At 61.9% G+C, this 23,087-nt stretch carries 24 protein-coding genes; 9 read left to right on the top strand and 15 right to left on the bottom strand.

Features of this window, described 5'->3' with window-relative positions:
• Positions 1 to 12: 12 nt before the first annotated feature.
• The 6 genes from argH to DSM110093_RS12080 are packed head-to-tail and all read left to right on the top strand — an operon-like array spanning position 13 to position 5,941.
• The gene (gene argH / locus DSM110093_RS12105; RefSeq protein ID WP_243265320.1) at positions 13 to 1,404 is read left to right on the top strand and encodes an argininosuccinate lyase; all 1,392 of its coding nucleotides are present in this window, start codon (positions 13 to 15) and stop codon (positions 1,402 to 1,404) included.
• Entirely contained in the window at positions 1,401 to 1,580 is a 180-nt protein-coding gene (locus DSM110093_RS12100; RefSeq protein ID WP_243265319.1) for a hypothetical protein, read from the top strand. The genes argH and DSM110093_RS12100 overlap by 4 nt, the downstream gene beginning before the upstream one ends.
• On the top strand, positions 1,577 to 1,744 hold the full coding sequence (locus tag DSM110093_RS12095) for a hypothetical protein (RefSeq protein WP_243265318.1): 168 nt from the start codon (positions 1,577 to 1,579) through the stop codon (positions 1,742 to 1,744). Before DSM110093_RS12100 ends, DSM110093_RS12095 begins: the two co-directional genes overlap by 4 nt.
• A 1-nt stretch (position 1,745) precedes the next feature.
• Positions 1,746 to 2,063, top strand: coding sequence for a DUF2834 domain-containing protein (locus DSM110093_RS12090; protein WP_093928401.1), 318 nt, complete (start codon positions 1,746 to 1,748; stop codon positions 2,061 to 2,063).
• 27 nt (positions 2,064 to 2,090) lie between these two features.
• Complete coding sequence (lysA, locus tag DSM110093_RS12085; protein WP_243265317.1) at positions 2,091 to 3,356, top strand: diaminopimelate decarboxylase; 1,266 nt, start codon at positions 2,091 to 2,093, stop codon at positions 3,354 to 3,356.
• A gap of 35 nt (positions 3,357 to 3,391) precedes the next feature.
• Positions 3,392 to 5,941: a DUF4175 domain-containing protein gene (locus DSM110093_RS12080; protein ID WP_243265316.1), complete on the top strand. Its 2,550-nt coding sequence runs from the start codon at positions 3,392 to 3,394 to the stop codon at positions 5,939 to 5,941.
• Between the two features lie 6 nt (positions 5,942 to 5,947).
• Here DSM110093_RS12080 and DSM110093_RS12075 read toward each other — a convergent pair whose 3' ends face one another.
• Positions 5,948 to 7,006, bottom strand: coding sequence for a zinc-ribbon domain-containing protein (locus DSM110093_RS12075; protein ID WP_243265315.1), 1,059 nt, complete (start codon positions 7,004 to 7,006; stop codon positions 5,948 to 5,950).
• 162 nt (positions 7,007 to 7,168) lie between these two features.
• On the opposite strand from DSM110093_RS12075, the gene DSM110093_RS12070 reads away from it, so the two are divergent.
• The 3 genes from DSM110093_RS12070 to DSM110093_RS12060 are packed head-to-tail and all read left to right on the top strand — an operon-like array spanning position 7,169 to position 9,485.
• Entirely contained in the window at positions 7,169 to 7,846 is a 678-nt protein-coding gene (locus tag DSM110093_RS12070) for an ATP-binding cassette domain-containing protein (RefSeq protein ID WP_093928405.1), read from the top strand.
• Positions 7,843 to 8,751, top strand: coding sequence for an FtsX-like permease family protein (locus DSM110093_RS12065; protein ID WP_243265314.1), 909 nt, complete (start codon positions 7,843 to 7,845; stop codon positions 8,749 to 8,751). Before DSM110093_RS12070 ends, DSM110093_RS12065 begins: the two co-directional genes overlap by 4 nt.
• Complete coding sequence (locus DSM110093_RS12060) at positions 8,748 to 9,485, top strand: lysophospholipid acyltransferase family protein (protein ID WP_093928406.1); 738 nt, start codon at positions 8,748 to 8,750, stop codon at positions 9,483 to 9,485. The genes DSM110093_RS12065 and DSM110093_RS12060 overlap by 4 nt, the downstream gene beginning before the upstream one ends.
• Positions 9,486 to 9,812: 327 nt before the next feature.
• Here DSM110093_RS12060 and lpdA read toward each other — a convergent pair whose 3' ends face one another.
• The 14 genes from lpdA to DSM110093_RS11990 all read right to left on the bottom strand — a co-directional run bounded on the left by lpdA (position 9,813) and on the right by DSM110093_RS11990 (position 23,084).
• Positions 9,813 to 11,201, bottom strand: a complete 1,389-nt coding sequence (gene lpdA, locus DSM110093_RS12055) for a dihydrolipoyl dehydrogenase (RefSeq protein ID WP_243265313.1) — start codon at positions 11,199 to 11,201, stop codon at positions 9,813 to 9,815.
• Positions 11,202 to 11,295: 94 nt separating this feature from the next.
• A complete protein-coding gene (locus tag DSM110093_RS12050) occupies positions 11,296 to 11,691 on the bottom strand; it encodes an MAPEG family protein (RefSeq protein WP_243265312.1) in 396 nt (131 codons plus the stop codon).
• Positions 11,688 to 11,951, bottom strand: coding sequence for a hypothetical protein (locus tag DSM110093_RS12045; RefSeq protein ID WP_243265311.1), 264 nt, complete (start codon positions 11,949 to 11,951; stop codon positions 11,688 to 11,690). Before DSM110093_RS12045 ends, DSM110093_RS12050 begins: the two co-directional genes overlap by 4 nt.
• Positions 11,952 to 11,962: 11 nt before the next feature.
• Positions 11,963 to 12,346, bottom strand: a complete 384-nt coding sequence (locus tag DSM110093_RS12040) for an MAPEG family protein (protein ID WP_243265310.1) — start codon at positions 12,344 to 12,346, stop codon at positions 11,963 to 11,965.
• A gap of 79 nt (positions 12,347 to 12,425) precedes the next feature.
• Entirely contained in the window at positions 12,426 to 14,012 is a 1,587-nt protein-coding gene (odhB, locus tag DSM110093_RS12035; protein ID WP_243265309.1) for a 2-oxoglutarate dehydrogenase complex dihydrolipoyllysine-residue succinyltransferase, read from the bottom strand.
• Positions 14,013 to 14,016: 4 nt separating this feature from the next.
• Positions 14,017 to 16,977 carry a 2-oxoglutarate dehydrogenase E1 component gene (locus DSM110093_RS12030; RefSeq protein ID WP_243265308.1) on the bottom strand — a complete coding sequence of 987 codons (2,961 nt, stop codon included), beginning with the start codon at positions 16,975 to 16,977 and terminating at the stop codon, positions 14,017 to 14,019.
• A gap of 87 nt (positions 16,978 to 17,064) precedes the next feature.
• Complete coding sequence (sucD, locus tag DSM110093_RS12025; RefSeq protein ID WP_243265307.1) at positions 17,065 to 17,952, bottom strand: succinate--CoA ligase subunit alpha; 888 nt, start codon at positions 17,950 to 17,952, stop codon at positions 17,065 to 17,067.
• Positions 17,953 to 18,004: 52 nt separating this feature from the next.
• Positions 18,005 to 18,691, bottom strand: coding sequence for a hypothetical protein (locus DSM110093_RS12020; RefSeq protein WP_243265306.1), 687 nt, complete (start codon positions 18,689 to 18,691; stop codon positions 18,005 to 18,007).
• The gene (locus DSM110093_RS12015) at positions 18,688 to 19,497 is read right to left on the bottom strand and encodes a class I SAM-dependent methyltransferase (protein WP_243265305.1); all 810 of its coding nucleotides are present in this window, start codon (positions 19,495 to 19,497) and stop codon (positions 18,688 to 18,690) included. The genes DSM110093_RS12020 and DSM110093_RS12015 overlap by 4 nt, the downstream gene beginning before the upstream one ends.
• Positions 19,494 to 19,991 carry a hypothetical protein gene (locus DSM110093_RS12010; protein WP_243265304.1) on the bottom strand — a complete coding sequence of 166 codons (498 nt, stop codon included), beginning with the start codon at positions 19,989 to 19,991 and terminating at the stop codon, positions 19,494 to 19,496. The genes DSM110093_RS12015 and DSM110093_RS12010 overlap by 4 nt, the downstream gene beginning before the upstream one ends.
• 8 nt (positions 19,992 to 19,999) lie before the next feature.
• Positions 20,000 to 20,293: a hypothetical protein gene (locus tag DSM110093_RS12005; protein ID WP_243265303.1), complete on the bottom strand. Its 294-nt coding sequence runs from the start codon at positions 20,291 to 20,293 to the stop codon at positions 20,000 to 20,002.
• A 138-nt stretch (positions 20,294 to 20,431) separates the two neighbouring features.
• Positions 20,432 to 21,625, bottom strand: coding sequence for an ADP-forming succinate--CoA ligase subunit beta (gene sucC, locus DSM110093_RS12000; protein ID WP_243265302.1), 1,194 nt, complete (start codon positions 21,623 to 21,625; stop codon positions 20,432 to 20,434).
• 224 nt (positions 21,626 to 21,849) lie between these two features.
• Positions 21,850 to 22,881 carry a MaoC family dehydratase gene (locus tag DSM110093_RS11995; RefSeq protein ID WP_243265301.1) on the bottom strand — a complete coding sequence of 344 codons (1,032 nt, stop codon included), beginning with the start codon at positions 22,879 to 22,881 and terminating at the stop codon, positions 21,850 to 21,852.
• Positions 22,881 to 23,084: a DUF1737 domain-containing protein gene (locus DSM110093_RS11990; RefSeq protein WP_243265300.1), complete on the bottom strand. Its 204-nt coding sequence runs from the start codon at positions 23,082 to 23,084 to the stop codon at positions 22,881 to 22,883. The genes DSM110093_RS11995 and DSM110093_RS11990 overlap by 1 nt, the downstream gene beginning before the upstream one ends.
• Positions 23,085 to 23,087: the final 3 nt, after the last annotated feature.

Here is a 23,087-nt window from a genome sequence, read left to right as displayed (position 1 = left end):
AGGGTATTCAACATGACCGACACGACCTCGAACAAAATGTGGGGTGGCCGTTTCGCCGCCGGACCGGACGCGATCATGGAGGCGATCAACGCCTCGATCGGGTTCGACAAACGGATGGCCGCACAAGACATCGCCGGGTCGCGTGCCCATGCCGCCATGCTGGCAGCCACGGGCATCCTGACTGATAACGACGCTGACGCGATACGGGAAGGGCTTCTCACGATCTTGTCAGAGATCGAAGAGGGCCGTTTTGAATTCTCAGCCGCGCTCGAAGACATCCACATGAACGTCGAAGCGCGGCTGAAAGACCTGATCGGTGAGCCCGCAGGCCGCTTGCACACGGGGCGCAGCCGGAACGACCAAGTTGCCACCGATTTCAAACTCTGGGTCCGCGATCAGTTGGACGCCGCCGATGAGGGTCTGCAAGCGCTGATCCGCGCGCTTTTGTCTCAGGCCGAAGCGGGCGCTGATTGGGTCATGCCCGGTTTCACCCATTTGCAAACCGCGCAGCCCGTCACATGGGGGCATCACATGATGGCCTATGTCGAGATGTTTGGCCGTGATCTGTCGCGCTTCCGCGATGCGCGTTGCCGTATGAACGAATGCCCGCTGGGAGCCGCAGCCCTTGCTGGCACCTCCTTCCCGATTGACCGGGACATGACAGCCGAAGCACTCGGCTTTGACCGCCCCGCCGCCAACAGCCTCGACGCCGTCAGCGACCGCGACTTCGCGCTGGAATTCATGGGTGCGGCCAGCATCTGTGCGATGCACCTGTCACGCTTTGCTGAAGAGCTGGTGATCTGGTCGTCGGCGCAGTTCCGCTTCGTGGCGCTGTCGGACCGTTTCTCGACCGGCTCCAGCATCATGCCGCAAAAGAAAAACCCCGACGCCGCCGAGCTGATCCGTGCCAAAGTGGGCCGTATCTTTGGCGCGAACACCGCGCTGATGATCGTGATGAAGGGGCTGCCGCTGGCCTATTCCAAGGACATGCAAGAAGACAAAGAGCAGGTCTTTGACGCCGCCGACAACCTGATGCTGGCGCTGGCCGCGATGACCGGGATGGTGGGCGACATGACTGCGGAGCGCGAGAACCTCGCCGCTGCCGCAGGCTCGGGCTTCTCCACCGCCACCGATCTGGCCGATTGGCTGGTGCGGGTGCCGAACCTGCCGTTCCGCGACGCGCACCATGTGACCGGCACGCTGGTCGCAATGGCCGAGGCGCAGGGTTGCGATCTGCCGGACCTCACGCTGGAACAGATGCAATCGGTGCACGCCGAGATCACGCAGGACGTTTTCGATGTGCTTGGCGTCGAAAACTCGGTAAACTCGCGCATGTCCTATGGCGGCACCGCCCCTGCGCAGGTGCGTGCCCAAGTCGAGCGTTGGAAGGAAATCCTGAAGTGAAACGCAGCCTTGCGATCCTGTCCCTCCTGAGCCTTGCCGCCTGCGGCGCGGATGGTGAACCGGTGCGGCCCACGGCCAGCAGCAGCGTTACCATGTCGTCTTCGGGCGTCTCGGTCGGCACCGCTGTCGGTCTGCGGCGCGGGCCGGTCTCGCTGGCTCTTGGTATGGGGTCATGAGGCCGCTTTTCGCTGTCGCATTGCTGGCTGGGGCGCTTGCCTTGGCCGGTTGCACTCCGCCGCGTACATCTTCTTCCGCACGACAAGACACGCCGCCGCCATCTGCTGAAACGGGAATCAGCCTGTCGGGCTACGCCACCGTCGGCGTGGTCAAGAGTTTCTAAGATGTCGCCGCTGCGTATGCTCTACCTTGCCCTTGCGGTTTGGGGCACGATCCATCCGATGTATTACTTCGTCACATGGTTCAACGCCGAAGGCTGGAGCCTGAGCGCCATGGTCGACGCATGGCACGCCAATGCCGCCGCCAGCGGGTTGGTCTGGGACCTGACCATCGCTGCCGTGACTTTGACCATCTGGATCATCGCCGAGGTCGCCGTGCGGCGCAATTTCCTCAGCCTGATTGCCATTCCCGCCACGTTCTGTATTGGGGTGAGCTGTGGCCTGCCGCTCTATCTTTTCCTGCGGACAGCGCCCATCAGATAAGCGGCGACGACATGGGGCCAAGCGCAGATGGATCATTTTCTCTATAAAGACGGTGTGTTGCACGCCGAGGACGTAAGCTTGGCCGAGATCGCTGCCGCCGTCGGCACGCCGGTCTATGTCTATTCCACCGCGACGCTGCTGCGCCATTTCCACCTCTTTGACGACGCACTCTCGGGCATGGATCACTTGGTTTGCTACGCGATGAAGGCCAATTCCAACCAAGCCGTTCTGCGCACGCTGGCGCAGGCGGGCGCGGGGATGGATGTGGTCTCGGGCGGGGAATACCGCCGGGCGAAAGCGGCGGGCGTGCCGGGGGACAGGATCGTCTTTTCCGGCGTCGGGAAAACCCGCGAGGAGATTGAATTGGCCCTGACGGGCGGTATTCGCCAGTTCAACGTAGAGAGCGAGCCGGAGATGATCCTGCTTGATATCGTGGCGCGTGAATTGGGGAAGGTTGCCCCGATCACCATCCGCGTGAATCCGGACGTTGACGCGAAAACCCACGCCAAGATCGCCACCGGCAAGAGCGAGAACAAGTTCGGCATCCCCATCGCCCGCGCCCGCGATGTTTATGCCATGGCGGCCAAGTTGCCGGGGTTGGAGATCATCGGCATCGACGTGCATATCGGCAGCCAGCTCACCGATCTCGCCCCCTTTGAGCAGGCCTATGGCAAGGTGGCGGAACTGACCGAAGTGCTGCGCGCCGATGGTCATAACATCCGGCGTCTGGACCTTGGCGGCGGTCTGGGCATTCCCTATGAACGCTCCAACTCAGCCCCGCCACTGCCAACGGATTACGGCGCCATGGTGCAGCGCACGCTGGGGCATTTGGATTGCGAGATTGAGATTGAACCGGGCCGTCTGATCGCGGGCAACGCGGGCGTCTTGGTCAGCGAAGTGATCTATTTGAAATCCGGCGAGGGCCGCGATTTCCTCATCCTTGATGCCGCGATGAACGATCTGATCCGTCCCGCGATGTATGACGCTTGGCATGACATCGTGCCACTGAATGAACCCGCTCCGGGGGCCGAGCCGCGCCCGGTGGATATCGTCGGCCCGGTTTGCGAATCCGGCGATACTTTTGCCAAACAACGCATGATGCCCGTGCTGGGGTCCGGTGATCTGGTGGCCTTCCGCTCTGCCGGGGCCTACGGCGCGGTGATGAGCAGCGAGTATAATTCGCGCCCCCTGATCCCCGAGGTTTTGGTTAACGGCGATCAATTCGCGGTTATCCGCCCACGGCCAAGCTTTGACGAAATGATAAACCGCGATACCATCCCTGAATGGCTCTGACGGCATCCCGCCGCCGGGCCACCGGAGCGTGACGCATGGAAACATCCACTGACAAGACAGACGGGCTGCGCGCATTGCGGCGGCCCTTGCGGCTGACTTGGGCGGGGATGTGGGCCGAAGCGCTGGTGCAGGCGCTTTGGCCGATGTTGACGCTGCTGCTGGCGGTGCTGGCGCTGCTGATGATGGGGGTGCAGGACAGTCTGGGCGGTGATCTGCTTTGGGGTGTGCTGGCCGCTGTGGGCCTTGGGTTCCTCGGCACATTGGTTTTCGCGCTGCGGCGCTTTCGGATTCCGTCACAGGCCGAGGCCTTGGGGCGACTGGATGCCAGCCTGCCGGGACGGCCCATTCGGGCACTTTTGGACGATCAGGCGATTGGCGCGGGCGATGCGGCTTCGGCGGCGGTCTGGCAGGCCCATCAGAAACGTATGGCCGCGCGGGCCGCGCAGGCGCAGCCGGTCAAGGGTGATCTGCGGGTCGCGCAGGCCGATCCCTATGCGCTGCGCTATGTGGCGCTGCTGGCCTTCGTCGTTGCATTGGTCTTTGGTTCAGTGTGGCGGTTGGGTGAAGTCACGCAACTGACCCCCGGCGGGGCGGGCGGCGCGCTGGCCTCTGGCCCGGTTTGGGAGGGGTGGGCCGAACCGCCGCGCCATACGGGCAAGCCGACGCTTTATTTGAATGACCTTGAGGCGGGGGCCCTGTCGCTGCCTGCGGGCACGTTGATCACTCTGCGGCTTTACGGCGAGTTGGGCGCGTTGACGGTACAAGAAACCGTATCGGGCCGCGAGGGGGGCGCGACCTCTGAGCCCGCGCAGGATTTCACCCTGCGCCAAAGCGGCGAGATCAGCATCGAGGGTCCGGGCGCGCGGGCATGGCAGATTACAATGCTCCCCGACGCCGCCCCCCAGATCGAGCGGCAAGGCCCGCCCGAAGTAGCGGCCTTGGGCGAGATGAGCCTGCCGTTTGCCGCGCGGGATGATTACGGCGTCGAGGCGGGCGAGGCGCGGATCAGCCTTGATCTGGCCTCCGTCGACCGCCGCTATGGGCTGACCATCGACCCTGACACAAGGCCCGAGATCGTTGTGCCGTTGCCCATGCCGATCACCGGTGACCGGCGCGAGTTTGAAGAGAGCTTGATCGAGAATTTCTCGAAGCACCCTTGGGCCAATCTGCCGGTATCTCTAGAGCTTTCCGTGCTTGACGCTGCCGAACAGCAAGCCGCGACGGGGGTGAGCCAGTTGACCCTACCGGGGCGGCGCTTTTTCGATCCCGCGGCGGCAGCAGTCATCGAGATGCGCCGCGATCTTTTGTGGTCGCGCTCCAATGCGCCGCGCATCGCACAGGTGCTGCGGGCCGTGACCTATGCGCCGGGGGAGGACCTGCGCTCGGATGTGACGGTTCTGCGCCTCAAGCAAATGACCCGCCGTCTGGAAATCCGGGCACGTTATGGGCTGGACGAAGAGGTTCAGACCGAGATGGCCGAAGACCTCTGGGCGTTGGCGATCGAGCTGGAGGAAGGCGTGTTGGCCGATGCGCTGGCGCGGATGCGCCGGGCGCAGGATCGGCTGAATGAGGCGATGAAGAACGGCGCCTCATCGGCAGAGATTACCGAGCTGATGGAAGAGCTCCGCCGCGCCACCGAAGAGTATCTGGAGCAACTCCAGCGCCAACAGGCGCAGGAGGGCGATGGCGAAGGCCAGCAGCCCCAAGGCGAGTCCATGCAGATGACCCAAGACGATCTGCAACGCATGATGGACCGCATTCAGGAGTTGATGCAGCAAGGGCGCATGGCCGAGGCCGCAGAGGCGCTGCGTCAGTTGCAAGAAATGATGGAGAACATGCGCGTCACCCAAGGCCAGCCCGGCGAGGGCGGCAATTCACCGGGTGAGCAGGCGATGGAGGGGCTCTCGGAAACCCTGCGCGAGCAGCAGGGGCTGAGCGATCAGGCCTTCCGCGACCTGCAAGAGCAGTTCAACCCCGGCACCGGGGCGGGCGAGAATGAAGGCAACGAAGGCCGCAATGGCGGGCAGGGCCGCGGTCAGAGCCATGAGGGCCAGCAGGGGCAGGGCGGCCAATCCGGCGAAGACGGAGCCGAAGAAGGGCTGGCTGGGCGTCAGCAAGCGCTGCGCGACGAGCTGCGCCGTCAAGAAGGCCGTCTGCCGGGGCAAGGCACGCGCGAAGGGGATGCCGCGCGGGACGCGCTGGACCGCGCCGGAGAGGCGATGGACCGCGCCGGAGAGGCCCTGCGCCGCGATGAGTTGGCCGAGGCCATCGACAACCAAGCACAGGCCATGGAAACGCTGCGCGAAGGGATGCGGTCGCTTGGCGATGCGATGGAGCAAGAACAGGGTGAGGGCCAGCCCGGTCAAGGCACCGCCGATGGCGACCGCCGGGCCGAGGCGCGCGATCCGCTGGGGCGCGAGCAGGGGGGCAATGGGGCGAATAGCTCAGACGCGCCGCTGGCACAGGGGCCGGACGATCAGGGCCGCGCACGGCGTCTGCTTGACGAAATCCGCCGCCGCTCGGGCGAGGCGGAGCGGCCTGAGGTCGAGCGTGATTACCTCAACAGACTGTTGGATCGGTTTTAAGCGGGGTCAGCCCTGCGATTGGGTCGCCACGGTGTCAAGCCAGACCAGCAGGTCCTGCAACTGCCCATCGAGCCAAATTCGCGCATCGTCCATCCATGCGACATAGGACGACAGGTAAGGATCGGCCTGCGGCAAAGATTGCGCGATCTGCGGCGCATAGACATAGACTGCCGCCAAAATGGCCGCCAAGACGATCATAATGGTAAAGCCCCGCATGAACCCGCCCGATTTGCGCGGCTTATCAGGGCTGTCGAGCGCGGCAGTGGGCGTTGGCCCGGCCTGCTGACCCTGCGTCCGGTCATGGCGCAGGGTTGAATTGATCTCTTCGATATCGGGCAGCAGATCCCGGCGCGAGGCGCTGCCATAGGCGTCGGTCTCGCTTTCGGGAACAGGCTCTCCACGCATTTTGGCCATGCGCAGACGGGCCTCATGGGCGCGGCGGGCGTCCTCATCCTCGGGCATATGATCGTCTTCGCCGGTGTCGGGATAGGGCTCTTTCTTGGGTTCTGCGCGGGGCGCATCATCCAAGCCAAGGTCTGGTTGGCTTTCCAGCGGGTCTGACTGACGCTTGCGGCGGGCTTCCTGCTCTGCCGCGGCTTCCTGCCTGAGGATTTCGGCGATGGCGGGATCAAGTGGGCGTCGGACAGGTGCGGCGGTGGCAGCAGCAGCGGCAACGGACGCGGGACGCTCCTCTGGCGTTACCGGATTGAAATCATCGCGGTCTTCAAAGTTGTCTTCTTCAAAACTGTCGTCTTCGAAGTCATCTTCATCGAAACCGTCGTTCTGGTAATCCTCAGCGCCAAAAGGCTGGAGATCCGGCGCGGTCTCAGCCGTCTCTGCCTCTCGGTCCGTGTCATCTACGTCTGCCGCGCTTTGCTTCATATGCATCACGTCATCAAGATCTGGATCACCGAAATCGGCGTCATTTTCTTCCGGCGCGTTGTCGGGATGGTGCTGAAACCACGTCTGCCCGCAGTTGGAACATTGCACGTCACGCCCTGCCAACGGCATCACCTCATCGGGGACTTCGTATTGCGCGTCGCAGTTGGGGCAGATCAGCCGCATGGTCATTCCTGGGTTCGTTCGGTGCTCTCGGATCGTAACGGACAGCATATGTCCTAGAATAACGTAGGAAAAGTGATATCTGGACAGGGTGCTGGGGTTCTGAGTGATTGAATCCTTTCCGGTGCTGAGGCACAACAGGTCGAAGTGTTTTAAGGTGGTTGCGTGATAGAGCTCGAAAATGTGGCCTACAGCTATGGCGGGGGCGAATTGCTGTCCGACATCACGCTGAAACTCGCCCCCGGATCGTTTCATTTCCTCACCGGCCCCTCGGGCGCGGGCAAGACTACCTTGATGAAGCTCTGCTACGGGGCCTTGCTGCCCACCGCCGGGCATCTGCGAATTTTCGGGACCGATGTGCGCGGGCTGGGCCGAGATGACATCGCGCTGATGCGCCGCCGGGTTGGCGTGGTGCATCAAGACGTGAAATTCCTCGACCACCTGCCGTTGACCGAGAATATCGCCCTGCCGCTAAATGTCTCTGGCCGCCATGCCGAGACAGAGGGCACCGATCTGGAAGAACTGATGTCTTGGGTCGGGCTCACCAACCGCGCCGACGCCCTGCCGCCTGAGCTGTCGGGCGGGGAGCGGCAGCGCGCCGCCTTGGCGCGCGCGGTGATTATGTCGCCGGATGTGATCTTGGCGGATGAGCCGACGGGGAACATCGATTGGGAGATGTCGCAGCGGTTGCTTCGCCTGTTGATCGAGTTGAACCGCATGGGCAAGACCGTGTTGATCGCCACCCATGATCTGGGCCTGATCCGCGCCACCAAAGCGCATGTGCAAGCCCGGGTGTTGCGGATCGCCAATCGGCGCATTCAACTGGCGGGGGCGGATTTGTGAAGCGGTTCGACATCGGCGCCCTGCGCGCGATTTTCAAAGGAGACAGGCAGGCAGACCGCGTGGTGCCGCCCTCGGGGTTCACGGCGCAGCTGACCTTGTTTGCGGCGGGCGCAATGGCGTTTTTGGCGGTCTTTGCTTTGGCGCTCTCGCTCGCTTCTGGCCGCTTGGCGCAGGTCTGGGGGCAGGAGTTGGCGCAGTCGGCGACGGTGCGCATCGTGGCACCGCTGGATCAACGCGCCGCCCAGACTGAGGCCGCGTTAAAAGTGTTGCAGACGACCAAGGGCGTCGCCTCGGCCCGCGCGCTGACGGATGCGGAGCAGGAAGAGCTGCTTGCCCCGTGGTTCGGCCCGGAACTGGCGATGGAGAGCCTGCCGGTGCCGCGTTTGATCGAAGTGGTTGAGGAAGGTGAAGGGTTAGACCCGGTGGGTCTGCGCCTGCGCCTGTCTGCCGAAGTGCCCGGAGCCGTGCTGGATGACCACAGCCGCTGGCGCGCGCCCTTGGTTGCCGCCGCCAGCCGCCTGCGCCTCTTGGGCTGGATCTCGACCCTGCTAATCGGGGCTGCGGTGGCGGCCATGGTGACGCTGGCCGCGCAGGCGGCATTGGCCGCCAATGCGCAGGTGATCGCGGTGCTGCGGCTGGTGGGGGCGACCGATGACTATATCGCGCGGGCCTTCATCCGCCGTTTCACCCTGCGCGCGCTTTTGGGTGCGGCGGCGGGCACGGTACTGGGCATGCTGGCTGTCGTCTTGTTGCCTGATGCAGGCGAAGCGGGCGGTTTCCTGACCGGCTTGGGCTTTCGCGGTTGGCATTGGGTGGTGCCGCTTATGGTGCCGATCTTGGTCGGGGCGGTGGCCTTTGCCGCAACCGGGGCAGCCGCGCGGCGTACATTGAGGGAACTGACATGAAGCTGCTGCAATGGGTCCGGTCGATCCTCTATATCGTGCAGGTGACCGTGGCGATGCCGGTGCTCGGGTTGGCCTTCGCGCCTTGGGCGATGTTCTCGAAACGCGGGGCCTATCGGGCCTGCAAGACCTATGCCGCTTGGGCCATGTGGTCGGCCCGCTGGCTGATCGGCCTGCGCTGCGAGGTGCGTGGCACGGTGCCGGATGGTGAGGTTCTGGTGGCTGCGAAACACCAATCGTTTCTGGACATCCTGATGATCTTTCACGCTCTGCCGCGTGCGAAGTTCATTATGAAACGCGAAGTGCTTTGGACCCCGGTGATTGGCCAATATGCCAAACGAATGGGCATGATAGCCGTCAACCGTGGCAAGCGCGGGCAGGCGATTACCAAGATGATGGCCGACGTGAACGCCGGTCGGGTCGAGCCGGGGCAGTTGGTGATCTATTCCCAAGGCACCCGCGTGGCACCGGGCCTCAGCGCACCTTACAAGGTTGGTACGGCAGTGCTTTATGACCAGATGGGGCAAGTCTGTGTGCCGGTGGCGACCAACGCGGGCCACTTCTGGCCACGCCGGGGGCTGTACCGCAAACCGGGTTTGGCTGTGGTCGAATTTCTTGAACCGATTGAGCCGGGGCTGGATAAGCGCAGCTTTATGGCGCGGTTGGAGGAAGAAGTTGAAAGCCGCTCTAACGCCTTGCTGCATGAAGCTGGGTGGCGGCCTGCGGTCACGGCTTAATGCTTTCTGCCTAATCTGCGCCTTCTAAGCCGCTGCCCTTTGTTATCTACCAGCACAGGTAGAACCACCGCCAAAGCCAATGCTTCGCGGGCTATCGTTATTTTATACTGGGAAGCCGTTTAAAGTGGCGGCGCCGCCGTGGGGAGGTGGAAAAGACAGGCGTTACCCTGCATGTACTCTACGTAGGAGCATGACCCCGAGGGGCCTTATCTTCCGTAACTGTCGCGACGGGGAGAGTTGTAGGGCAGGGCCATAAACAGCCAGTTGCCCCATCGTGCGCGCCCTGCGCAACGAAAAGGGGCGGACCCATGGCCCGCCCCCGTTGTTTTACATGTGGATCGCGCCATCGCCGCAGGCCAGTGCGGCTTCGCGCACGGCTTCGGAATAGGTCGGGTGTGCGTGGCAGGTCATCGCCAAATCCTGCGCCGAGGCGCCGAATTCCATTGCCACGCAGACCTCGTGGATCAGATCGCCCGCGCCGGGGCCGATGATGTGGCAGCCGAGGATGCGGTCGGTTTCCTTGTCCGCGATCAGCTTGACGAAACCGTCACCGGCAAAGACCGCCTTGGCCCGCGCGTTGCCCATAAAGGAGAACTTGCCGACCTTATAGGCCCGGCCCGCTTCCTTGAGCGTTGCCTCGGTTTCGCCGACGCTGGCGACCTCCGGATGGGTGTAGATCACGCCGGGGATCACGCCGTAGTTCACGTGGCCATGTTTGCCCGCGATCACCTCGGCGGCGGCCATGCCCTCGTCCTCGGCCTTGTGGGCCAGCATCGGGCCTTCGACCACGTCACCGATGGCGTACACGCCTTTGACAGACGTTTCCCAATGCTCGTTCACGGCGATCTGACCACGCTCGGTCATCTTGATGCCGAGATCGTCCAGCCCCATGCCTTTGATAACGGGCTTGCGGCCCGTGGCGACGAGCACGGTGTCGGCCTCGATCTCATGTTCGCTGTCGTCCTTGCGCAGCTTGTAGCTGACCTTGGCTTTGCCCTTGGCGACTTCGGTCTTTTGCACGGCGGCGCCCATGACGAAGTTGATGCCTTGTTTTTTCAACATCCGCTGGAAAGTCTTTTGCACCTCGGGGTCCATGCCCGGAGTGATCGCATCAAGGAATTCAACGACGGTAATCTCGGTCCCCAGACGCGCGTAAACGCTGCCCAATTCCAGCCCGATCACGCCCGCGCCGATCACGACCATCTTCTTGGGGATTTTGCCCAGTTCCAGCGCGCCGGTGGAGGTCACAACGGTTTTCTCGTCGACTTCGACGCCGGGCAGGGAGGCCGCCTCGGAGCCGGAAGCGATGATGATGTTCTTGGCCTCATGGACCTCATCACCGACCTTGACCTTCCCCGCCTCGGGCACCGATCCCCAACCCTTGAGCCAGTCGATCTTGTTCTTTTTGAACAGGAATTCGATGCCCTTGGTGTTGGTCTCGATTGTCTTGTCTTTGTAGGTCAGCATCTGCTTCCAATCGACGGAAGGTGCTTTGCCTTTAAGGCCCATCTCATCAAAATTATGCTCGGCCTCATGCAGCATATGCGTGGCATGCAGCAGCGCCTTGGAGGGGATGCAGCCTACGTTGAGGCAGGTGCCGCCAAGGGTTTCGCGGCCCTCTACACAGGCCGTTTTCAGGCCCAGTTGCGCACAACGGATGGCGGCGACATAGCCGCCGGGGCCGGAGCCGATCACGATGACATCATAGCTCGACATGGGGGGTCTCCTTAGCAGTCGGGTGTTACAGGCAAGGTAGGAGGCGCGGGGTTCAGGTGCAAGCGCCGCTGCCTGCGGGTGTTGGGGGATAGGGTTAAATGAGGGCCGCCAGCAGCATCAGCATGGTCGCGGCAAAGCCCACAACCCAGATAATGGACCGATGCGGGCGCAGGCCCATGGCATAGGCGGGAACGTAGAGCACGCGCGCGATCAGATAGACCCAAGCGCAGGCGGCAGTAAAGGCGGTGTTCTGCGCTGACATCTGCACAACGCCCACGGCAATGCCGAAAAGGATCAGCCCCTCGAAATGGTTGTCCAATGCGCGGCCCAGCCGGGCAGTGCGGTCTGAAAGCTTGCGGCTCGGCTCGCGGTCACGGGCCGACATGGTGTAGCCGGGGCCTATCTCGCGGTTGGCGGGTACGGCGTAGAGAACGAATTGCAGCCCTTGCAGCAGGGCCGCCAAGGCCAGAACGGTCAGCTCAATGCTCATGCGGATTTCACGAAATAGGCGGTGGAGCCGGTCACGGTGCCCTTGTCGTCGCTGCTGAGCGCGTTGGAGCGGGCGAGCCAGTCGTTGGCCTTCTTGCGGTCGTTCACATCAAGCAGGACGGAAGCCTTGGTGCTGCTATCGGCGTGTTCCCAGATTTGTAGGACCGAAAGCCCTGCATTGCGCCGCGCCTCGGCATCGGCGTCAAAGGCGTCTTTCCAAGCGGTGTAATCGGTGACGTCGAAGTGGCAGATCATCTGCATGGGAATGCCTTTCAAAGCGCGTGGAAATAGAGAACGGCGGTGGCGGCATAGCCCGCAAGCCATGCCAGCGTCCGGATCGTTGGCACGCCAAGGGCGTAGACGATGACGTAGATGATGCGTGCGAGCAGGAAAACCTGCGCGGCCAGCAGCGTGGCGCTGTTGTTGCGGCCCAGCATCTCGACCAGCAGCACGGCGGGTGCAAAAAGCGCCATGGCGACGACGGAGTTATCGACCGCGCGGCCTAGACGGGCGGTCATGCCGGTCGTGGTCCGCGTCTCGTCGCGGGAGGACATCAGGTAGCCCATCGAGAGCTGCCGGGTCGCGCCCAGCACTTGCAACAGGATCGTCAGCATGACCAGAAGGCCATAGGCGGCGAGGAGGGTGGTTTCGGTCATGATCTGGCCCTTTCACTTCGGGGAAACGCCCCATCGTTCAACAGGTAGATAGGGCGGGGGTTGCCCCCCGCCCACCATATCACAGATCCATCAACAGGCGGCGCGGATCTTCGAGCATCTCTTTGACGCGGACGAGGAAGGTTACAGCGCCTTTGCCGTCGATGATCCGGTGGTCGTAGCTGAGCGAGATATACATCATCGGACGGATGACGACCTCGCCGTTGATCGCCATCGGGCGGTCCTGAATTTTCGCCATGCCGAGGATACCGGACTGTGGCGGGTTCAGGATGGGTGCGGTCATCAGCGAGCCGTAGACGCCACCGTTGGAGATGGTGAAGGTGCCGCCGGTCATGTCGCCCATGGTCAGCTTGCCGTCACGGGCCTTTTTGCCCATGGCGTTCACGGCCTTTTCGATCTCGGCGAAGGACATCGCGTCGGCGTCTTTGATCACCGGCACCACAAGGCCCGTGGGCGTGCCTGCGGCGACACCCATGTGGACGTAGTTCTTGTAGATGATGTCGGTGCCGTCGATCTCGGCGTTGACCTCGGGGATTTCTTTCAGCGCGTGGCAGCAGGCTTTGGTGAAGAAGGACATGAAGCCCATGCGGACGCCGTGTTTCTTTTCGAAATCAGCCTTGTAGGTGTTCCGCAGCTCCATGACCTCGGTCATGTCGACTTCGTTGAAGGTGGTCAGGATCGCGGCGGTGTTCTGCGCTTCCTTGAGGCGGCGCGCCATGGTCTGCTTGAGACGGGTCATCTTGACCCGCTCTTCGCGGGACGCGTCGTCAGGGGCAGAAGCGGCGCGCGGTGCGGCGGGCTTCGCTTCGGCTTTCGGCGCGGCGGAGGTGCCGGCGGCGACGGCCTTGGCCACGTCTTCCTTCATCACGCGGCCATCGCGGCCCGAGCCTGTCACCTGATCGCGGCTGATGCCCGCTTCGGCCATGGCTTTCTTGGCGGAAGGCGCGTCTTCGACGTCTTTGCCATCTGCGGCTTTGGTCTCAGGCGCGGCACCGGCGCCGGATTTGGCGTCTTCGCCTTTCGGGGCGGCAGCACCGGAACCGGAGGTCAGAACGGCCAGCGTAGCAGAGGCTTCAACTGTGCTACCTTCTTCGGCGAGGATCTCGGCCAATACGCCAGCGGCGGGCGAGGGCACTTCGACGCTGACTTTGTCGGTTTCCAACTCGCAGAGCATCTCGTCGGCTTCGACCTTGTCGCCGACTTTCTTGAACCAAGTGCTAACGGTCGCTTCGGTGACCGACTCGCCCAGTGTTGGCACTTTGACCTCGGTGGTTTCGCCCTCGCGGGCGGCCACATCGGCAGAGCCTGCGTCGATCGACTTGGGCGCATCGCCGCCACGGTCGGATTGAGAGGCAGCCTCGTCATCTTTGGTGGCTTCTTTGGCTTTGGGGGCCGCATCGCTGCCGCTGTCACCTTCGCTGACATTGGCCAGCAGGGCGTCGACGCCGACGGTGTCACCCTCTTGAGCAACAATCTCGCTCAGGGTGCCAGCTACGGGGCTGGGCACTTCGACGGTGACCTTGTCGGTTTCCAGTTCGCAGAGCATTTCATCTACCGCGACTGTATCGCCGGGTTTCTTGAACCATGTGGCAACGGTGGCTTCGGTGACGGATTCGCCCAGCGTGGGTACGCGTACTTCGCTTGTCATGGTCTTAGTTTCCTTTGATGGTCAGCGCCTCGTCGACGAGGGCGGCTTGTTGTGCTTTGTGCTGGCTGGCCAGACCCGTGGCGGGCGAGGCGGCGGTGGCGCGGCCCACATAGGAGGCGCGGCCATGTTTGGCGTCGATGCGGCCCAGAACCCATTCGATGTTGGGCTCGATAAAGGACCAGGCACCTTGGTTTTTAGGTTCTTCTTGGCACCAGATCATCTCGGCCCCTTTGAAACGCTCCAACTCTCTGACCGCGGATTGCGCGGGGAAGGGGTAGAACTGTTCGAACCGCAGGATGTAGACATCGTCGATGCCGCGGGCGTCACGCTCTTCCAGCAGGTCGTAATAGACCTTGCCTGAACACATCACCACGCGCTTGATCTTGTCATCCGCGACCAGTTTGGTGTCGGAGTTGCCGTGCTGCGCGTCATCCCACAACACCCGGTGGAAGCTGGAGCCGGTGGTGAATTCCTCGGCCTTGCTGACCGCAAGTTTGTGGCGCAGCAAGGATTTGGGTGTCATCAACATCAGCGGCTTGCGGTAGCTGCGGTGCAGCTGGCGGCGCAGGATGTGGAAGTAGTTGGCGGGCGTGGTGCAGTTCGCCACGATCCAGTTGTCGCCACCACACATGGTGAGGAAACGTTCCAGACGGGCGGAGGAGTGCTCTGGCCCCTGACCCTCATAGCCATGCGGCATCAGGCAAACGAGGCCGGACATACGCAGCCATTTGCTTTCACCGCTTGAGATAAACTGGTCGAACATGATCTGCGCACCGTTGGCGAAGTCACCAAACTGCGCTTCCCAGAGCGTCAGCGCATTGGGTTCGGCGAGGCTGTAGCCATACTCAAACCCCAGCACCGCATATTCGCTGAGCATGGAGTCGATGACCTCATACTCGGCCTGACCTTCGCGGATATGGTTCAGCGGGTAGTAGCGGTCTTCGTTGTCTTGATTGATAAAGGCCGAGTGCCGCTGGCTGAAGGTGCCGCGCGTGCTGTCTTGGCCTGACAGGCGCACTTTGTAGCCTTCGGTTTGGAGCGAGCCGAAGGCCAAAGCTTCGGCCGTGGCCCAGTCAAACCCTTCGCCGCTGTCGAACATCTGCTTTTTGGCTTCCATCAGACGACCGATCGTCTTGTGCAGCGGGAACCCATCAGGCGCAGTGGTCAGCGCCTTGCCAACCTGTTCCATCGTTTCGGGCGCGATGGCCGTCTTGCCGCGTTGGTAGGACTTTTTCTTTTTGTCCATGCCGGACCATTTGCCGTCCAGCCAATCGGCCTTGTTAGGGCGGTATTCTTTACCGGCCTCAAACTCTTCGCCCAGTTGTTTCTGGAACGCGGATTTCATGTCCTCGATCTCGCCCTCAGGGATCAGACCATCTTTGACCAAACGTTCGGTATAAAGGCTGAGCGTGGTCTTTTGCTTCTTGATGCTCTTGTACATCACCGGGTTGGTGAACATCGGCTCGTCGCCTTCGTTATGACCAAAGCGGCGGTAGCAGAAGATATCGATGACCACGTCCTTGTGGAACTTCTGGCGGAATTCGGTGGCCACGCGTGCGGCGTGAACGACCGCTTCGGGATCATCGCCGTTAACGTGGAAGATCGGTGCCTCGACCACCAGCGCGTTGTCAGTTGGGTAGGGCGAGGAGCGCGAGAAATGCGGCGCGGTGGTGAAACCGATCTGGTTGTTCACCACGATATGCATGGTACCGCCGGTCTTGTGACCCTTGAGGCCCGAAAGTGCGAAACATTCGGCCACAACACCTTGACCCGCGAAGGCCGCGTCGCCGTGCAGCAGGATCGGCATCACGGCGGTCCGGTCTTCGTCGTTCAGTTGGTCCTGCTTGGCGCGGACCTTGCCCAGTACGACGGGGTTCACTGCTTCGAGGTGGCTGGGGTTGGCGGTCAGCGACAGGTGGACGGAATTGCCGTCGAACTCGCGGTCAGAAGACGCGCCGAGGTGGTATTTCACATCGCCAGAGCCGTCGACATCTTCGGGTTTGAAGCTGCCGCCCTGAAATTCGTTAAAGATCGCCCGGTAGGGTTTTTGCATCACATTGGCGAGCACCGACAAGCGGCCCCGGTGGGGCATGCCGATCACGATGTCTTTGACGCCCAACTGGCCGCCGCGTTTGATGATCTGCTCCATCGCCGGGACAAGGCTTTCGCCGCCATCAAGACCGAAACGCTTGGTGCCCATGTATTTGACGTGCAGGAACTTCTCGAAACCTTCGGCTTCGACCAGCTTGCTCAGGATCGCCTTGCGGCCTTCCTTGGTAAATTGGATTTCCTTGCCGTAGCCCTCGATCCGCTCTTTCAGCCAACCGGCCTGCTCTGGGTCCGAGATATGCATGTATTGCAGCGCGAAGGTGCCACAGTAGGTCGAGCGCACGATGTCGACGATCTGCTTCATCGTGGCCACTTCGAGGCCCAGCACATTGTCGATAAAGATCGGACGATCCATGTCGGCATCAGTGAAGCCGTAGGATTTAGGGTCAAGCTCGGGTTGGTTGCCCATGTCGCGCATGCCAAGCGGGTCAAGCGAGGCAGCCAGATGGCCCCGGATGCGGTAGGCGCGGATCAACATCAACGCGCGGATACTGTCCAGTACGGCGCCGCGGATTTGATCGGTGGAAACTTCGACACCCTTCTCAGCGGCCTTGGCTTTGATCTTGTCGCCAGCGGATTTCGCCTCTTCGGGTTGGGGCCAAACACCGGTCAGCGCGCCCATGACTTCGCCTGCGGGGGCGGGGGGCCAATCGGGCCGCGCCCAAGAGGGGCCAGCGGCCTCTGCCTGTGCGGTCTCGGCGTCATCGCCCATCGCCGCGAAAAATTCCTGCCAAGCGTCGTCGACCGCATTGGGGTCGTTGGCATAGCGGGCGTACATGGCCTCAAGATACTCTGCGTTTTCGCCTTCCATGAAGGAGGAGGCGCGGAATTGTTCGTTGGCGGGTTGGTCGGTCATGAGAGTACCTCGTGTGGGTTGGGACCGTAGGCATAGGGTCGTGGGGTCTTGCGGCACCCCAAGAGGCACCGCAAGACCGGAGGGGCTTTAGCCCTTGTCGATCGCTTCTTTGACCGCTTCGCCCAGCGTCGCGGGGCTGTCTGCCACAACGATACCGGCAGCTTTCATCGCTTCGATTTTGCTCTCCGCGTCGCCTTTACCACCGGCGACAATCGCGCCTGCGTGGCCCATGCGGCGGCCGGGAGGGGCCGTGCGGCCTGCGATGAAACCAGCGGTCGGCTTCCAGCGGCCTTTTTTCTTCTCGTCGGCAAGGAACTGTGCCGCTTCCTCTTCGGCGGAGCCGCCGATTTCGCCGATCATGATGATCGACTGTGTTTCGGGGTCGGCAAGGAACATTTCCAGCACGTCGATATGCTCGGTCCCTTTGATCGGGTCGCCGCCGATGCCGACAGCAGAAGATTGGCCAAGGCCCATGTCGGTGGTCTGCTTGACCGCTTCATAGGTCAGCGTGCCCGAGCGCGATACAACGCCGACGGAGCCGCGGCGGTGGATGTGGCCCGGCATGATGCCGATTTTGCAGGCGTCAGGCGTGATGACACCGGGGCAGTTCGGGCCGATCAGGCGGGATTTGGAGCCTTCCAGCGCGCGGGCCACGCGTGCCATGTCGAGAACCGGGATGCCTTCGGTGATGCAGACGATCAGCTCCATCTCGGCGTCGATCGCCTCAAGGATCGAATCTGCCGCGAAGGGGGGCGGCACGTAGATCACCGAAGCATTCGCCTCGGTCACATGTTTGGCTTCGTGGACGGAGTTGAACACGGGCAGGTCAAGGTGCGTCTGACCGCCTTTGCCGGGCGTGACGCCGCCAACCATCTTGGTGCCATAGGCGATGGCCTGTTCGGTGTGGAACGTCCCCTGCGAGCCGGTCAGACCCTGACAGATGACTTTGGTGTTTTCGTTGACTAGTACGGCCATGATTTCTTCCTTGGTCGGTGATATTTAATCCCGGGGGCGGGCCCCGGGGGCGTCAGACGCGATGCGCCCGGTTGGTGGGATGCGCTGTGGTTGGCGGGGTGCCGGGCCACAGCAGGATAGCGGCGAGGAACATGACCGGGATGCCAAGCTCCCCGATCTCCTCGACGACAAAGGCAGTGCGTTCGGCATCGGCGGAAACCTCGATCCCCAACGGGGCAAGTTTCCGGGCGATGCCGTCGAGCAGTTTGTAAGCGACGGTGAAGCCGATCCCCAGCAGTAGCGCCCCAGCCCAAGCGCGGCCCTGAAAGAGGTCGGCCATAAAGGGGCGGGCGTGGCGCCATAGCATTAGCAGGATCGCAAAGACGATCAGCGCAAGGATCAGCGCGGCGATCAGCCGTCCGCCCAATGGTACATTGTCGCCGGTATATTGCCGCGCCTTGAACAGGCCACGGGTAAAGAGCGACTTGTCGAGGTCCAGTTCACGCGCGGCCATGACGGCCAGCACCAGTGGCAGATACCAGACCCGCAGCACCGCGCCGCGCAAAGTCCAGACCAGCACGGCGATGCATAGGATATAGCCCACAACCGAAAGGCTTTCGTAAAAGCCACCTTCGGCCAGCAAGCTATCTTGGGTGGCGACGGGCAGCGTGTTAACGGTGAACATCTGCATGGCAAAGGCCAGTACGAGCGTCAGCAAAAGGGTCCAACCGCTGAAGCGGGCGTGAGACGCGAGTGTCATATACCCTCCTTCCGCAGCAGGACTGAGATATTATCATCCACCGGCAGCGTAACAGTATTCACAAGCTGAGCAGTGAACCCGGCACGCGCAACCGTGTCGCGCAAGGTGGCGAGAGTAAAGTAATTGACGTGGTCAGGATGGCGGAAGCCACACCATTTCGCGCCGATCATCCGGCGGTTGAGCGAGCCGAAGTTGGGCACACGAATGAACAGGCGACCGCTGTCTTTCAGGGCACGGAACGCACCGCGCAACACCGACATAACGTCGGTTTCATGCTCTAGATAAGAGAACATCAAGATGCCGTCGAACTGCTGTTCGGGGAACTTCCAGATCGTCTGGGCCCCCGCTCCATGCAGACAATAGCCCCCCGCCGCCTGCATGTTCTGGTCAGCGATCCGGTGCAATTCGTTAGAAAGTTCAATGCCGTATGGGGTCATTGGCGGGGTCACGCGCCTGCCACCGCCACAGCCGATATCCAGCACATGCCCGTCATTGAACCAGTGCCGAAAGGAGTTGGTTTTGTCGCGGTACATTCGCAGTTTTTGGCGCAGCTTGCGGGCATAGGGGCTAAAGGCGGTGGACCCGCGCGAGGCCGTTTTCTTGGCTACATAGGTCTTTTCCCATGCGAATTCTTCTTGCAGCGCCTCATAGGCTGGCGGGTTGCGCAAGTAAGTCAGCCCGCAATTCTCGCAGGTGCCAATCAACCAAGGCGCGGGTGCGTAGTGCGGCAACGGCTTGGCTTCGGCGCAATCACAGGCCGGACAGCCGCGAAGGCAATCGCTTTGCAGAAGTGCGTTTGCGGTCATTGCGACACCGCCTTGGGCAAGCCAAGCCCATCGTAGAGCCGGTCCACCGCCATGAAAGTCTGCGCCTTACCGACCGCATTGCGCGTGCCGACATGGACGACGGCCACGCGACCACGCAGCAATTCACGGCCCTCAATCAGGGCGGTGCCGGGGGTGGCGTTATGTGTCTCGGGCAGGGGGATCGGATCACCAAAGACCGGAGGTGTCGCCATCTGTGTGCGCAGCGCAGTGATGGCAGCAGCGGTATGGTCGCCGTCAAAAGCCACTTCGCAGCGTCGCTCTACCCCGCGCGGGGCATCATTGGGGCGTGGCTCTAGGCTGTCGTCCCAGAAGGTGAGGGTGAATGATGCAGTATCGGCGTCCGTATTGGCGCGGGCCTGCGCCTTGGTCTGGCCCGCCTTGAAACACCAGTCGTTAAAGCTTGAGATTGCCACCTCTTCTGGCCCGCCAAAAGCGGGAGAGGCCAAAAGGCCCGTCAGAAGGAGGGATGGCATCAGCGACATCAGTAGAGACGCTCGTTATCATCAGCGAGGAAATCGAGCGCACGCAGGGTCAGCAGACCAGCACCCATCACCATCAAGCTGCGGCCAATAGAGCCGGTGAGGTTGGAGGGTAGGATCATCGCCAAACCGTCACGCGATTTACGCGCCGCGCGGGGCAGCCCCCGGTCGAGGCGTTTCTTGTTTTCAGGTTCGGGCAGACGCAAGGCGTCAGGATGCCATTGCCGGATCAAAAGCCCGGCCCCCAATAGCGCAATACCCGCGAGAACGGGAGAGGATTTAGGGGATTGATCCATGCTGACCTCGTTGCATCCTTGGGTTTGCGCGGCGTGGCTTCGTCGCATTTGCCCTTGCCGCAGCAGGGCGGCAAGAACGGGAATAACGGCCACCCCCATCGGCACAGGGGCCGAGCGGGAGTGGCCGGAAAAAGGGGTTTAGCCCTTAACCGCTTTCACGATTTTCTGAGCGCCGTCTTTCAGGTCGTCAGCGGCGATGACATCAAGACCGGAGTTGTTGATGATCGCTTTGCCTTCTTCGACGTTGGTGCCTTCGAGACGGACAACCAGTGGCACTTTCAGGCCGACTTCTTTCACCGCAGCGACAACGCCTTCGGCGATGACGTCACAGCGCATGATGCCGCCGAAGATGTTCACGAGGATGCCCTTGACGTTGTCATCGGAGGTGATGATTTTAAAGGCTTCGGTGACTTTCTCTTTGGTCGCACCGCCGCCCACGTCGAGGAAGTTGGCAGGCTCGGCACCGTAGAGCTTGATGATGTCCATGGTCGCCATCGCAAGACCCGCGCCGTTGACCATGCAGCCGATCTCACCGTCGAGCGCGATGTAGTTCAGGTCATACTTGGAGGCCTCGAGTTCCTTGGAGTCTTCCTCGGTCTCGTCGCGCAGGTTGGCGACGTCGGGCTGGCGGTACATTGCGTTGCCGTCAAAGCTGACTTTCGCGTCGAGCACTTTCAGATCGTTGCCGGGCATGACGATCAACGGGTTGATCTCCAGCATCTCCATGTCTTTGTCGAGGAAGGCTTGGTAAAGCTGACCCATCAGCTTGACGCACTGCTTGACAGCCGTGCCTTCGAGGCCCAGCGAAAACGCGACGCGGCGGCCATGGTAGGGCTGGTAGCCGGTGGCCGGATCGACGGAGAAGCTGAGGATTTTCTCAGGTGTCGCGTCGGCGACTTCTTCGATGTCCATGCCGCCTTCGGTGGAGCAGACAAAGGAGATACGGCTGGTCTGACGGTCGACCAGCAGGGCAAGGTACAACTCACGCTCAATGTCGGAGCCGTCTTCGATGTAGATGCGGTTAACCTGTTTGCCTGCGGGGCCGGTCTGGTGTGTCACCAGCGTCTTGCCCAGCATCTTTTTGGCTTCTTCTGCCGCTTCTTCCACGGATTTGGTCAGGCGCACGCCGCCCTTTTCGCCAGCACCGGCTTCTTTGAAGCTGCCTTTGCCGCGGCCACCTGCGTGGATCTGCGCTTTGACCACCCAAAGCGGGCCGTCCATCTCACCAGCGGCGGTCTTGGCGTCTTCGGCCTTGAGCACGACACGGCCGTCGGAGACAGGGGCGCCATAGCTGCGCAGGAGGGCTTTCGCCTGATATTCGTGGATGTTCATGAAAAACGGTCCCGTTTCTGTTCCAGTTGCCCCGTAGTATGGGGGTGACTCTCGTTCCTGTAAGGGTTTTTTCGGAGAAAGTCTGGTTTGACCAGCTAAAAATGTCATTTGTGATCACACGTCAAATGCGTGTGATCACAAATCTGCTCAGCCCGTCCGAATCGGCTGATTTTTGCTTGTATTAGGGGGGATAGGTGGCCCGACCGTCTGGTCGGGCCGATATTTCAGCGCGGCATGAGCGCCCAATAATCGAGGTCAAGAAGAACCTCTGAGCGGTATTTGCCTGCTTCATCGCGTAACTCAAAAGGGGTGCCCCCTTTGGTGGCCACCAGCCGCAGTCGGATCGCGCCGACGCCGGGGGCTGCTGTCTCGGCTTTGTCGAGGACTTCGGTCCACGCGCGGATCGTGTCGCCCGATAGGCAGGGGTTCGCATGGGCCCCACCGTTCAGCCCCACGATCATCTGCGCATTGGCCAATCCGTTGAACGACAGCGCCCGCGCCATTGAGATAACATGGCCGCCGTAGATCAACCGCGACCCATCGGGCCGTGCGGATGTGTCGAAATGCACTTTCGCGGTGTTCTGCCATAGGCGCGTGGCGATCATGTGCTCGGCTTCTTCAACCGTCACACCGTCCACGTGGTCGACCTTTTCGCCCACCTCATAGTCGCCCCAGCGGTGCGGCTCTCCGGCTTGGGCAAAGTCGTAGTCGGTAAAGTTCAGACCCTCGGGCAGTTTTAGCTGATCCGCGGTCAGGGCGTCGGGCAGGTCAGGCACGGTTGTCTGGGGCGCGGCAGCGTCCAGATCGCCTTTGCGCACCATCACCCAGCGGACGTATTCCAAGACCTTCTCGTTGTGTTGGTTCAGCCCGGTGGTGCGGACCCAGACCACACCAGTCTTGCCGTTGGAGTTTTGCTTGAGGCCGATGACTTCGCTTTCAGCGCGCAGCGTGTCACCGGGCCAGACGGGCGTTAGCCAGCGGCCTTGCGCATAGCCAAGGTTGGCCACCGCGTTGAGCGAAACATCGGGCACGGTTTTGCCAAAGACGATGTGAAAGGCGATCATATCGTCAAGCGGGCTGGCCTTTAGCCCGCAAGATTGGGCAAAGCTATCCGCCGAATAAAGCGCGTGACGCGCGGGATATAGCGCATGATAGAGTGCGCGTTCGCCCTCTCCAACCGTGCGGGGCACTGCGTGGTGCAGCACCTCGCCCAGTTGGTAATCCTCGAAAAAGCGGCCGCGATTGGTTTTACTCATCACTGTTCGCCCAGTTTGGTGTCGGGCGAATAGGTGCCGGGCGCGTCCTTTACCACGGCTTGGCCACAGCGCATGATCCCGGCTTTGTGGTCCCATGTCTGGGTCGGGGAGCCGTAAAGCTCCCAGCCTTTGTTCAGTGCATCAGTGACCTTGTGGCAAAAGGCGGACGTGTCTTCTTCGGAAAGGAAGCGGTAAACTTTCATGGG

Origin of the sequence: Sulfitobacter sp. DSM 110093 (assembly GCF_022788715.1) — a bacterium.
Classification (GTDB): Bacteria; Pseudomonadota; Alphaproteobacteria; order Rhodobacterales; family Rhodobacteraceae; genus Sulfitobacter.
The sequence above is the reverse complement of the archived record's forward strand: the minus strand, read 5'-3'. Positions and strand labels throughout refer to the sequence as shown.